The 11,787-nt window shown below is 45.3% G+C and carries 10 protein-coding genes; 6 read left to right on the top strand and 4 right to left on the bottom strand.

What is annotated here, in order from left to right; all coding sequences use genetic code 11:
- Positions 1-167: 167 nt before the first annotated feature.
- Positions 168-1,148, bottom strand: coding sequence for an ATP-binding cassette domain-containing protein (locus QUA16_RS06025; protein ID WP_333103405.1), 981 nt, complete (start codon positions 1,146-1,148; stop codon positions 168-170).
- Between the two features lie 198 nt (positions 1,149-1,346).
- Between QUA16_RS06025 and QUA16_RS06020 the strand changes: the two genes are divergently transcribed.
- Positions 1,347-2,156, top strand: a complete 810-nt coding sequence (locus tag QUA16_RS06020) for a calcium-binding protein (RefSeq protein ID WP_333103406.1) — start codon at positions 1,347-1,349, stop codon at positions 2,154-2,156.
- 96 nt (positions 2,157-2,252) lie between these two features.
- On the opposite strand, the gene QUA16_RS06015 is transcribed toward QUA16_RS06020, so the two are convergent.
- On the bottom strand, positions 2,253-3,053 hold the full coding sequence (locus QUA16_RS06015; protein WP_333103407.1) for an SDR family oxidoreductase: 801 nt from the start codon (positions 3,051-3,053) through the stop codon (positions 2,253-2,255).
- A gap of 62 nt (positions 3,054-3,115) precedes the next feature.
- On the bottom strand, positions 3,116-3,286 hold the full coding sequence (locus tag QUA16_RS06010; RefSeq protein WP_333103408.1) for a hypothetical protein: 171 nt from the start codon (positions 3,284-3,286) through the stop codon (positions 3,116-3,118).
- A 248-nt stretch (positions 3,287-3,534) separates the two neighbouring features.
- Here QUA16_RS06010 and QUA16_RS06005 point away from each other — a divergent pair, with 248 nt between their 5' ends.
- On the top strand, positions 3,535-4,461 hold the full coding sequence (locus tag QUA16_RS06005; RefSeq protein ID WP_333103409.1) for a DMT family transporter: 927 nt from the start codon (positions 3,535-3,537) through the stop codon (positions 4,459-4,461).
- Positions 4,462-4,736: 275 nt separating this feature from the next.
- Positions 4,737-5,594, top strand: a complete 858-nt coding sequence (locus QUA16_RS06000) for an Hpt domain-containing protein (protein WP_333103410.1) — start codon at positions 4,737-4,739, stop codon at positions 5,592-5,594.
- Positions 5,595-5,730: 136 nt separating this feature from the next.
- Here QUA16_RS06000 and QUA16_RS05995 read toward each other — a convergent pair whose 3' ends face one another.
- Positions 5,731-6,105 (bottom strand): hypothetical protein, encoded by a 375-nt coding sequence (locus QUA16_RS05995; RefSeq protein WP_333103411.1) that lies wholly within the window; start codon positions 6,103-6,105, stop codon positions 5,731-5,733.
- 489 nt (positions 6,106-6,594) lie between these two features.
- Here QUA16_RS05995 and QUA16_RS05990 point away from each other — a divergent pair, with 489 nt between their 5' ends.
- From QUA16_RS05990 to QUA16_RS05980, 3 genes are all read left to right on the top strand, one after another.
- Complete coding sequence (locus tag QUA16_RS05990; protein ID WP_333103412.1) at positions 6,595-9,114, top strand: ATP-binding protein; 2,520 nt, start codon at positions 6,595-6,597, stop codon at positions 9,112-9,114.
- A gap of 143 nt (positions 9,115-9,257) precedes the next feature.
- Positions 9,258-10,721 carry a CIA30 family protein gene (locus QUA16_RS05985; RefSeq protein WP_333103413.1) on the top strand — a complete coding sequence of 488 codons (1,464 nt, stop codon included), beginning with the start codon at positions 9,258-9,260 and terminating at the stop codon, positions 10,719-10,721.
- 139 nt (positions 10,722-10,860) lie between these two features.
- On the top strand, positions 10,861-11,739 hold the full coding sequence (locus tag QUA16_RS05980) for a sugar ABC transporter permease (RefSeq protein WP_333103414.1): 879 nt from the start codon (positions 10,861-10,863) through the stop codon (positions 11,737-11,739).
- The last annotated feature ends 48 nt before the right edge of the window (positions 11,740-11,787 follow it).

The raw sequence follows: 11,787 nt of genomic DNA, 5'->3' as shown, positions 1-11,787 counted from the left end.
GGGCAAGATGCCCGTTCCACTAAACATTGAAACTTGAGTAGAACAGGCATCTTGCCTGTTCAATTTTTCGGTTTTAGAAACGGGCAAGATGCCCGTTCCACACAACATTGAAACTCTAGTGGAACAGGCATCTTGCCTGTGAGGGAGAATGAAGCCAGCCAAAAACATTACACTTTTCCCGTGCGAAAAACTCTACCAATAACCTCTTCTATTGGCGGATCGGTAACAGTCAAATCTATCACTTCTAACTCCGCCAAAATCTTCGCCACGCTCACCGTCAGCTCTTCCCTTTTTACCAAAAAACGCACCGATTGTCCCTCAATAGATTCTACCTCCCCGTAAGCAAAAGCACTATCTTTGGCCAGCGGCTTAGCTAATTTTACCTGAACTTCCCGATAAGGTGCAAACCTGTCGAGCAATCCGTCCAAACTGCCATCATAAACTAATTGCCCTTCATGGATTAACAAAACGCGCTTGCACAAAGCAGTAATGTCAGCCATGTAATGGCTCGTCAACAGCACCGTTGCTTGATAGCGATCGTTATATTCTCGCAGAAATTGCCTGACGCTAAACTGTGCGTTTATATCCAAACCTAAAGTCGGTTCATCTAAAAATAATACCTCCGGCTGGTGCAGCAGCGCCGCCATCAATTCAGCTTTCATGCGTTCGCCTAAAGAAAGCTTTCGTACTGGCTGATTTAACTTGCCTTCTAGTGACAGCATCTCTGTTAATTCTCCGACTCGCCGTCGATAATCTGTATCGGGAATGCCGTAGACAGCGGCATTGATTCGCAGAGAGTCAAGCACAGGTAAATCCCAAATTAACTGCTGTTTCTGCCCCATCACTAAGGTGATTTTTTGCAGAAAATCTGCTTCGCGACGGAAAGGAGTACGATCGCACACTCTCACAGTACCCGCAGACGGATAAATCAAACCCGTCAGCATTTTCAGCGTAGTAGTTTTGCCCGCACCGTTAGCACCTAGAAACCCCACGACTTCCCCCGGTTCAATACTGAAAGAAACGCCCTCAACTGCTTTGATATTGCGGTAATTGCGACTAAAAAAGTGTCGCACTGTTCCTTTAAGCCCCGGTTCTTTAATCGCTACCGGATAAACTTTGCTCAAGTCTTCAACTAAGATAATTGGCATCGGCTCAAATTTTAACTTTTATTTTAATCTAGGGTATTTCCATCAGGCTTGTGCCAAGATGGAGCGATCGAGCTTTCTAGTAGGGTGCGCCAGCGATTGCTCGATCGCGAGTCAGGAAGTAACTGTGTTCTGGCGCACCCTAATAAGCTGTAGAATATTGCACAATATCCATGCTCACATCGCACAAAGTTTACAACTATGGTACTCACCCCAGATAATTCAGGCATCTCTCGTTTGGTAGGAGACAATTCTCCTGAAAATATTACACTTGCACCAGGACAACTTGCTAGTTTTCCTGGGGGACTTTGGATGGTGGGTGGCAATGATACTGTCAGGGGCTCGTCAGATGCAGAACGGATTTTCGGCAACGATGGTAAAGACAGTCTGTTAGGCGGTGTCGGCAATGATTCTATTTACGCAGGCAAAGATGATGACGATGTTTTGGGAGAAACTGGCGACGATTTCTTGACAGGAGATAGAAATAGCGATTTCCTTGATGGGGGTGCGGGAAATGATTTGCTGCGGGGAGGACAAGGTGTTGATTTGTTAGTGGGCGGAGACGGTAATGATACTTTAATTGGCGACAGAGATGTGGATATTTACCAAGGTGGTGCAGGGAGCGATGTCTTTGTTTTTAGAGTCGATCAAGCGGGAATCCGAGTAGTTGGAATTGAAGTTCCTGACGCGGCAATTGTGGATTTTGATAAGTCTAGCGATTCGATTGGTATTAGTGTGGCATTTACCAGCAGCAATATCTCTTTGGAACAGGTAACTTATAGCTTGAACGATCCGAGACTGCTGCTGATCAATCCTGCAACTATAGCCGGTGGAACGAGTTTGTTAGCCAAGGGTGGCATCTCGCAGCGAAGTCTCGATCCCGATGGCAACGGCCGTGTGGAAGCTACTAATATTAGATTCGGTGTTACTAATGCTTTGTTGGGTACTGTGTTGAACGTGACCCCAGCCGATTTAAACGGCCGTTTTATTAATGCTAATTCTTTGCTTTGAAGCACCTAATTGATTAATTATCTCTCAAGAACGGGCTCTCCGGCCCGTTCCCCAAAAAAAACTCAGTTTTTGTGGAACAGGCATCTTGCCTGTTCTTCAGTTGCCCTTTGCCATTGCCCACTGCATCAAACCGGGAAACAACCGATAAGCTTCCGACGCTACAAAAGCAGGGCCGACGGTAACTTCTGCACGCTGATTTTTCACAGCATCCCAGATAGCTTTAGCAATGTCTTCTGGCTGAGTTGCCCACTCAGATTTCAGCATTTTGCTCATTTGCTGACGGCGCAATTCGACTGCGGGTTCGTCTCGATCGCGAAATTGAGCTCTTTCTAAAAAATCGCTGTTAATCAGGCCCGGATGCACGGCGCAAACGTGAATACCTTGAGGTGCTAATTCCAATCGCAAAGTTTCTGTTAAACCGGTTACTGCATATTTGCTGGCGCAATAAGCAGTCATTTGAGGCAAAGGCATTTTGCCACCAATGGAACCAACATTGACTATTGTCCCAGTTTTTCGTTCCAAAAAATGTGGCAATATTTCTTGAATTGTGTTAACGCATCCCCAAAAATTGGTATTCATTAATTGCTGCCAGTCTTCGGAGGTAGTGTGCTCGATCGCCCCCGTGAGACAAATGCCAGCATTGTTAACTAAAACATCGATGTTGCCGCAGGCTTCTAGGGCTTTTTGGACGATCGCCCGCACTTGGTGAATGTCGCCAACATCCCCCGGAATAGCTACAGCGGAAGTGCCTTCTCGCTGCACTTGAGCCGCTGCTGCTGCCAATCTCTCAGACTGGCGAGCTACCATAACTACATCGTAACCTTTACTTGCAAATAAAATTGCTGTTGCTTTGCCGCTTCCTTGAGAAGCGCCTGTAATCAAAACTGTAGGAGCCATAGATAGTTATAAATTGTAATATCAATTCCGGCTAAACCGGAATGAGTGTTGACTGTTGACTGTTAACTGTTAACTGTTGACTGTTGACTGTTGACTGTTGACTGTTGACTGTTGACTGTTAACTGTTTGAATAATACCGATGCCACCGGAAACGAGATGATTCGGACTTGTTTGATGTTGAATTTTGTAGGGTGGGTTCGCAAACAATAATTGCCCGTAATATACAATTTCATAAACCAGCCCTGCCCCTACTATACATTAATATTTCTTGGATATGGGAATTTTTTAAGAAGGGCGATCGGTTTTTTTTTAACGAACCACGAAGACGCGAAGGAAGAGAAGGGAAGAGAAGGGAAGAGAAAGTCTTCAGAAAGTGTTCAGCATTATGTAAAAATTGCTATATAAATTTTCCCAATGCCCCATGCCCCATGCCCAATGCCCAATGTCCAATGCCCAATGCCCAATGCCCAATGCCTAAAAAATGAATCTTCCGAAACAAACGCCGAATTGGTCGATCGCCCTAGTGTTAATTATCGGCGTTTTAGCCGTCTCAACTTCCTCAATCTTAATTCGGCTGGCTAACTTGAAAGCAGGGGCGGGCGGTTTGGGTTTCAGTCTGGTACTCGCGGCCTCTCGTCTGACTTTATCTGCTTTAATTCTGCTTCCGGCTTGGCGGAAAATTCAGTGGAACGCCCTGCAACCGGGAGCTCGGCGCTATGCTGCTGCTGCGGGTTTGTGTCTCGCCCTGCATTTTGCTCTCTGGATTACCTCACTTTCTTATACTTCGATCGCCGCCTCGACTGCTCTCGTCACCACTAATCCTGTCTGGGTAGCGCTTTTGTCGCGCTTCTGGTTCGGGGAAAAACTCAGCAAACTGTCGATCGCTGGCATTACTATAGCCCTGACTGGGGGAATGGCGATCGCTCTGGGAAGTGCGGGCGCAGCTAATGCTGGCAGCAGCCAACTGCTAGGCGATTTCCTTGCTATGGCTGGTTCCTGGGCTGTTAGCTTGTATTTGCTGCTGGGCCGGGAAGCTCAGCGGCGGGGGCTGGGAATTGGTGGCTATATCGCGATCGCCTATACTGTGGCTGCGATCGTCCTTCTGCCTCTCCCCTTCGCCTTCGGCACTACTTATACTAATTACCCCCACATTGTATATTTTTATATTTTGTTAACGGCCGCTGTGCCTCAGTTAGTCGGCCACACCATTTTGAACTGGGCTGTAATGCAGATTTCCCCAACTCTGGTAACTCTTGCTATCCTGTTTGAACCGGTGGCGGCGAGTTGGTTGGGTTATTTGCTGTTTGGGGAAATGCCGGCGCCGGCGGTACTTGTAGGTGCTGCGGTGCTGCTGTTGGGGGTAGCAACCGCTACCGTCGGAGCAAAAAAAATTACTGTCAACAGTTAAGAGTTAACAGTTTTCGACATTGCCACTACAGTTGCCGTGAGTCAGAATAAAACAAATTAGGGCTTAAAAACAAAAATAACTCGTCAGTTAAATATCGGTTCCCAACTATCAAATGTCTGATTAATGACAACAGTCAACTGACAACTGACAACAGTCAACTGACAACAGTCAACTGACAACAGTCAACTGACAACAGTCAACTGACAACAGTCAACTGACAACAGTCAACTGACAACAGTCAACCGCTCCTAGGGTGCCTTTCGGAGAATAAAATTATGCTGCCAGAACAACTACAGCGGATCATCGGCTACTTTATCGAAGAAGCCACAGAACACATCCAAATTATCGAACCAGGCTTGCAAGATCTGCAAAACACCCTGCCAGAGCCCCAAAGAATACACCAGCTCATCCGAGCCTCGCACTCGATTAAAGCGGGAGCAGCTATGCTCGGATTTAGCAGCATTCAGCGCATTGCTCATCGGTTGGAGGATTATTTAAAGCTGCTCAGAGAATGTCCGATCGCCATTGATAGCAGACTACAATCGCTCTTAACCGAAGTTTTTGATATTTTAGCAGCCCTCGTGTCCAAGGTTTCTAAGGGTTGTGGGCTCAACCACGAAGACGCCAGCCAAATGCTCTCCCTCGCCGAATCGGTTTTTGACGAACTCGACGCTTACCTGAGAGTGCGAATTCCCACTCGCCTGACGGTGAGAGCTACTACGGACGAACATATTCACGTTTTCTCCGGTTACTGCACCTCCCTGGGCGAATTTTCCTCGGCTATTGCTTCGCGCGTCGGTTTGCTCGGAGGCACTATTACCCGCCACGAGCAGGATAGCCAGGGTCTACGCCTTTGTGTTGACATTTACCTGCCGCCTTACACCAGGATCGAAAACATCCGCCAAGCTGTCGAACTATCCGGCGCTATTATCGGGAATGTTCAGACGCAGCGCGATTTTTCGCTGCTGGCGACTGCGGATTATCCGGTTTACCAAAGTGCGATCGAACCTCCCGCAATTTGCATCGGATGCCGCTACTATTACGGAAGAAGCGATGGCGGCTACCTGCTCAACTGCACGATCCATCCCCGCGGCCCGGAAACAGAAGATTGTCGCGATCGCGAACCGGAATAACCGCTGAAAACTCACCCCTCGGAAGCACGATTTGCCACCAGAAAAACTATTCTGAAACAAATATTTTCCCGGGAAATTTTCACATTACCCCCTGCCAAATTCTTTTTGACTTGCTAGATAACTCGATTTTTCTGTCTTAGACAACTAAATCGTTCTTCCTTCTGAAACCTCCCCTAACAACTGATACCGCAACTCTAATTAATTGCATCATGCTTGCAGGATGAGCGATCGCCCAGACATTGATTGTCAGACAAGTGATTGCCATAACTAGCAAGATGTATGTCGGAGGCATTACTACCCCGATCGCGAACCAGGTAAAAACGTGAAATATCATTGCTGTAGCCCAAAGGCTGGCGACAACCACAGACGCCCAAATTTGCCTTCGAGGTCGGTTTAGTCCTGTCAAAATCCCTGTCAGCAAAGTAGTCAGCAAGTTGGCCGGAACTAAAAAGGCACAGATAGCTATGCAGTAGGTATGAGAAAATTCAGTAACTGTATTGAAGTCGATCATCAGTCTAATTGTCGGGCCTGTTGGGTATACTTAAAGAGCTTAGCGTGACTTGACTTTCAGATCTTGTCACCCTTACCTTAACTTAATATTTCAGTAAGTAGGCCGCTCTGGAGACGCATTTCTCTCCCCCTTTTCCAGCAGGCAAAATTTTACCACAAATATTAAAGTTTTGGGAAATTATTAAACATCCTGGAAGAATGGCAAAAATTGCTGTGATAATTAACATCGGGAAGCGATAGTATGGAAGAGCCAAGTCTGTAACATTTCTAGAAGGCTGAGGCTGCTAGAACAGCAACACATACGGCAGGCTGATTTTCGACTCAATCATTTTTGATGCGCTGATTCTCGGATGATTGATTCTCCGTGTCCGTCCAGGGATCGAGCCATTATGAGATCGAACAATATGAGATTATTATGGAAAAGCCAATTCGCTCTCAAATCTCAAATCAATAGAACCCTCTAGAAATTTTACAGCGGAAGACAAAGAAAATGGATCTACAAATCACAATTCCCGCGCTCGAAGAAGTTGACTTGACAAACTGCGACAGAGAACCCATTCACATATCGGGGCACATTCAGCCACACGGGGTGCTACTTGTTGTACGAGAACCTGAACTAGAAATACTGCAAGTCAGTGAAAATACGCAAGATTTGTTAGGAGTAGAGCCGGAAAGTGCGATCGGTCGAAATTTGAGCTTATTCTTCAATCGAGTTCAAATAAAAAAACTCAAGCTTTGTTTGTGTAATGAAAACTTAAAAACAGTTAATCCCATAAAACTCTCTGTCATAAACAAAGGTAAATATTTAGAATTTGACTGCATCCTCCACCGAGTAGAAGAAGTATTGATGGTCGAGTTGGAATTGGCCACCAGCCCAGAAAATCTTTCTGTTTTTAGTTTTTATCATTCAGTGAGAGCTACTATCAGCAAAATTCAAAGCGCCAAGAATCTCAAGGAATTATCTCAAATAACTGTAGAAGAAGTCAGGAAAATATCTGGTTTTGATAGAGTTATGGTCTATCAATTTGACCACGAAGGCAACGGCGCTGTAATCGCTGAAGACAAAGCAGAAATGCTGAGTCCTTTCTTAGGATTAAACTACCCAAGTTCAGATATTCCAAAACAAGCCAGACAACTGTATGCGTTAAATTGGCTGAGGTTAATCCCAGATATTAATTATCAACCCGTCCCCCTTGTTTCAAGAAATAATGCTGTCACTACCCAGCCGCGAGACCTGAGTTTCAGCGTATTGAGAAGCGTTTCTCCCATTCACATAGAATACCTGCAAAATATGGGCGTTTCAGCTTCGATGTCAATCTCATTAATCAAAGACAAAAAACTGTGGGGATTGATTGCTTGCCACAATTATACACCAAAATACCTCAACTATGAATTGCGCGCAGCCTGCGAATTTATCGGGCAAGTAATGTCCTTAGAACTGCAATCAAAAGAAGGAAACGAAGACTACGACTACAAACTACACTTAAAATCTATTCAAACCAAGATTTTTGAAGACATCTCCACCTCCGAAAACTTGTCACAAGTGTTAGTTAAATGTCAGCATAATTTGCTAGAAGCAGTCAACGCCCAGGGAGCAGCAATAGTATTTGGAGACAATTGCTATCAAGTAGGGCAAACACCTCAAGGAGAAGCGCTCAAATACTTAACTAATTGGGTGCAAGAGCATTTAAATAAAGAAATATTTTATACAGACTCGCTCACCAAATGCTATCCAGAAGCTGAGGAATTTAAAGACACAGCCAGCGGGTGTTTGGCTATAGCAATATCCCCGACTCAGAAAATATACGTTTTGTGGTTTCGCCCGGAAGTAATTAAGACCGTAAATTGGGCAGGAAACCCCAACAAACCAGTTGAAACCGATGAAGATGGCAACCCTCGACTGTCTCCTCGGAAATCCTTCGAGCTGTGGAAAGAAAATGTGAGGTACAAATCGTTGCCTTGGAAACAATGCGAAATAGACGCTGCATTGGAACTGAAAAAAGCAATGATTAATATAGTGCTGCGCCAAGCCGACAAACTAGAAAAATTAAATACAGCACTAGAAGCATCAGTCGCCAGAGAACGGGAAAAAACTGCTAATTTAAAAACAGCAATGTCCGAGCTTAAGCGGGCGCAAACTCAATTGGTGCAAAGCGAAAGAATGTCAAGTTTGGGACAGTTGGTGGCGGCGGTAGCTTATGAAGTCACTAACCCGATTAACTTTATCTACGGCAATCTTAGCTATGCTAATGAATACAGTCAAAAAATGATCAATTTATTGCAGCTTTACGACCAGAACTATCCGTCGCCTTCGCCAGAAATTCAAGCACAAATAGAAGCAGTAGAATTAGAGTTCATAGTTGAAGACTTACCGAAGTTGCTGGGTTCCATGAAAGTAGGAGCTAACCGCATCCGCGAGATAGTTCAGTCGCTGCGAAACTTCTCTAGAATTGACGAAGCAGAGATTAAACCCGTTGACATTCACGACGGATTGGACAGCGCTTTGTTGATTTTGAGCAACCGACTCAAACCGAAGCCCGATCGCCCCGCAATTCATCTCATCAAAGAATATGGCTCTCTGCCTTTGGTTGAGTGTTACGCAGTTCAAATCAACCAAGTATTTATGAATGTACTGACAAATGCAATTGATGCTCTCGAAGATGCCTTTGTCAACAATAATTTATCGTCCCACGGCGACGAAGAACAGCCAATTAAGTACGGACAAATTCGGATTGTGACTGAACTTTGTCGGGGAGAAAAAGCAGTAAGAGTTCGGATCAAGGACAACGGTTGGGGCATGGAAGAAAAAGTTCGCCAGAAAATTTTTGAGCCTTTTTTTACCACAAAACAGGTGGGTAAAGGTGCGGGGATAGGTTTGGCGATTAGCCACGAAATTGCGGTAGAACAACACGGTGGCAAATTGACTTGCATTTCCGCCCCCAGAGAGGGAACCGAGTTAATTATTGAGATTCCCTTAAGCCAAACTCATCCCCAACCCATTGTCAAGTGAACAAAAGTCCGCGCTAGCCAAGCTATCTTCCCGCAGGGGTTCCCGAAGGGTAGGCTAGGAAATCGCCCAAATTCAAAAATCGAAAATTCGATTAAAATACAAAAGCAGCTAAGTAGATTTGAGCCAATTCAGAGGAAGCTAATATGACTGAAAAAAAAACCGCCCAATGGGATGCCGGCCGGTTTCTCAAAACCTTGGCTTATTTCGGCGTCATTCCCTTCATTGGCAGCATTAGCTGGCTGCAACAACTCTTTGGAAGCAGCCGCAAAACTAAAAAAGACCAACCCAAACTAATACTGGTAGCCGGTGCCACCGGCGGCGTCGGGAAGCGAGTTGTCAAGAGGCTGCAACAGCGGGGATATAGAGTGCGAGCCCTCGTCAGAGATGCCAAAAGAGCAACAGAAATTCTCGGCAAAAATGTCGAGTTAGTCGAAGGAGATATCACTCTCCCAGAAACCCTAACACCGCTAGTAACCGAGGGCATAGAAGCAGTTATCTGCTGTACTGGCACCAAAGTTCAACCAGTAGAAGGAGACACCCCAACCAGGGAAAAATACTATCAAGGCATCAAATTTTATATGCCGGAAGTTGTGGATGTTCCCGAAATAGTCGAATACAAAGGCCTCAATAATTTAGTGCAAGCTGTTCGCCGCCAGCTAATTCAAGCAGGCGAAAAAACAATTTTTGACTTCACAAAACCCAGCCAAGATTTAAAAGAAACTTGGGGAGCCCTCGACGACATCGTGATGGGTGGCACCAGCGAAAGTTCTATCCGGCTGACAGACAATACAGCTATATTCACAGGCAATGTTTCTACTGCCAACTCGGGCGGCTTTGCTTCGGTGCGTACCCGCAACTTTGATCCTCCGCTTAATCTCGCAGGATTTAGCGGCCTCCAACTGCGCGTCAAAGGTGACGGCAAGCGCTACAAATTGATTGTTCGCAGCGAAGCTAAATGGGATGGAATTGGCTATTGCTATTCGTTTGATACTGTTTACAATATCTGGATTACTGTCACGGTTCCTTTTGATCAATTAATTCCAGTATTCCGCGCCAAAACTGTTAAGGATGGCTCTAAATTTGATGCCAGCAGTATTTTTTCTTTTCAGTTAATGTTGAGCAAGTTTGAATATGATGGTGCGCTCAACCCGAAATTTACACCGGGTATTTTTCAACTGGAGTTAGAATCTATTAAAGCTGATGGGGGACAGACTTTGCCGCGATTTGTGATGGTGAGTTCGGCAGGAGTGACCCGCCCTGGCCGACCTGGAATTAACTTGGAAGAAGAACCGCCTGCCGTCAGAATGAATGATATGTTGGGGGGGATTTTGACTTGGAAGTTGAAAGGGGAAGATTGCGTGCGATCGAGCGGCATACCTTATACTGTGGTCAGACCTTGCGCTTTGACTGAAGAACCGGGAGGCAAAGCTTTAATATTTGAGCAAGGAGACAATATTAGGGGCAAAGTCAGTCGGGAAGATATTGCAGAATTGTGCGTGGAGGCTTTGGAACAACCTGAAGCTTGCAAGGTTACTTTTGAGGTGAAAGAGGGGGAAAATGCCAGTTCTCCCGGAGACTGGCAGGGTTTGTTTTCGGGAGTTAAATAAGTGTTAATCCCTTATTCCTCGGCGGTTGAAACCGCGTCTACACAAACCAAGTCTGCCTCCGCAGACTAAGAAATAACTCGTTCCCAGGCTCGGCCTGGGAACGAGTAATAACTAATAACTAATAACTAATAACTAATTTATGCCTTTGACTTTTTTGCGACGAAACCTGACTCCTTATTTGTTTTTACTTCCGGCTTTATTTATTTTGAGTTTGACTGTTTTGTGGCCTGCGGTGCAAGCTTTTTATTTGAGTTTTACCAACTACGAATATGATTTAACTCAAATGCCGCAGTGGGTGGGGTTGAAGAATTTTTACAGGTTGTGGGGCGATCGAGTATTTTGGCAAACTTTGACGAATACCCTGCTGTATCTCACCTGCGTTGTGCCTGTATTGGTTGTTGTGCCGTTGGGAATGGCGATTTTGTGCAATCAAAAACTTAAGGGGATGAACTGGTTTCGTGCAGCATACTACACGCCAGCGGTGATTTCAATGGTTGTCGCCGGGATTGCTTGGAAGTGGCTGTTTGCTGAGACTGGATTGCTGAATCAGGTGGGGGAATTGTTGGGTTTACCTCCTGTTTCTTGGCTGGCTAATCCGAAGTTAGCAATCTTTAGCGTCATGGCGGTTACTATCTGGAAAGGATTGGGCTATTACATGGTAATTTATTTGGCAGGGCTGCAAGCTATTCCGGCAGAACTTTATGAGGCGGCTGCTATTGATGGTTCTGAGGGCTGGGGAAAGCACTGGGATATTACTGTGCCGCTGATGAAGCCTTATTTAGTTTTAGTTGCGGTAATTTCGGCGATTTCTGCTACTAAGGTTTTTGAAGAAGTTTATATTATGACTCAGGGCGGGCCTCGCAATAGTTCTAAGACGGTTGTTTATTATCTTTACGAACGGGCTTTTAAGGATTTGGAAATTGGCTATGCTTGTACGATCGGGCTGGTTTTGTTTTTGCTAATTTTGGGTTTGTCGATTTTGCAAGTTAGCCTTCAGGGTTTGACTCGCAATGATTAAGATGTATTACTGATTAGTAGTGACTGAGATATTGCACCATTCTCATCT

It is taken from the genome of Microcoleus sp. S13_C3, assembly GCF_036700905.1.
In the GTDB taxonomy this organism is placed as follows: domain Bacteria; phylum Cyanobacteriota; class Cyanobacteriia; order Cyanobacteriales; family Microcoleaceae; genus Microcoleus.
The sequence above is the reverse complement of the archived record's forward strand: the minus strand, read 5'-3'. Positions and strand labels throughout refer to the sequence as shown.

What these genes read in the sequence shown, in the direction of transcription:
- QUA16_RS06025 (WP_333103405.1), bottom strand. Translation starts at nt 1,148, where the DNA reads ATGCCAATTATCTTAGTTGAAGACTTGAGCAAAGTTTATCCGGTAGCG.
- QUA16_RS05980 (WP_333103414.1), top strand. Translation starts at nt 10,861, where the DNA reads ATGCCTTTGACTTTTTTGCGACGAAACCTGACTCCTTATTTGTTTTTA.
- QUA16_RS05985 (WP_333103413.1), top strand. Translation starts at nt 9,258, where the DNA reads ATGACTGAAAAAAAAACCGCCCAATGGGATGCCGGCCGGTTTCTCAAA.
- QUA16_RS05990 (WP_333103412.1), top strand. Translation starts at nt 6,595, where the DNA reads ATGGATCTACAAATCACAATTCCCGCGCTCGAAGAAGTTGACTTGACA.
- QUA16_RS06000 (WP_333103410.1), top strand. Translation starts at nt 4,737, where the DNA reads ATGCTGCCAGAACAACTACAGCGGATCATCGGCTACTTTATCGAAGAA.
- QUA16_RS06010 (WP_333103408.1), bottom strand. Translation starts at nt 3,286, where the DNA reads ATGAAATTGTATATTACGGGCAATTATTGTTTGCGAACCCACCCTACA.
- QUA16_RS06005 (WP_333103409.1), top strand. Translation starts at nt 3,535, where the DNA reads ATGAATCTTCCGAAACAAACGCCGAATTGGTCGATCGCCCTAGTGTTA.
- QUA16_RS06015 (WP_333103407.1), bottom strand. Translation starts at nt 3,053, where the DNA reads ATGGCTCCTACAGTTTTGATTACAGGCGCTTCTCAAGGAAGCGGCAAA.
- QUA16_RS05995 (WP_333103411.1), bottom strand. Translation starts at nt 6,105, where the DNA reads ATGATCGACTTCAATACAGTTACTGAATTTTCTCATACCTACTGCATA.
- QUA16_RS06020 (WP_333103406.1), top strand. Translation starts at nt 1,347, where the DNA reads ATGGTACTCACCCCAGATAATTCAGGCATCTCTCGTTTGGTAGGAGAC.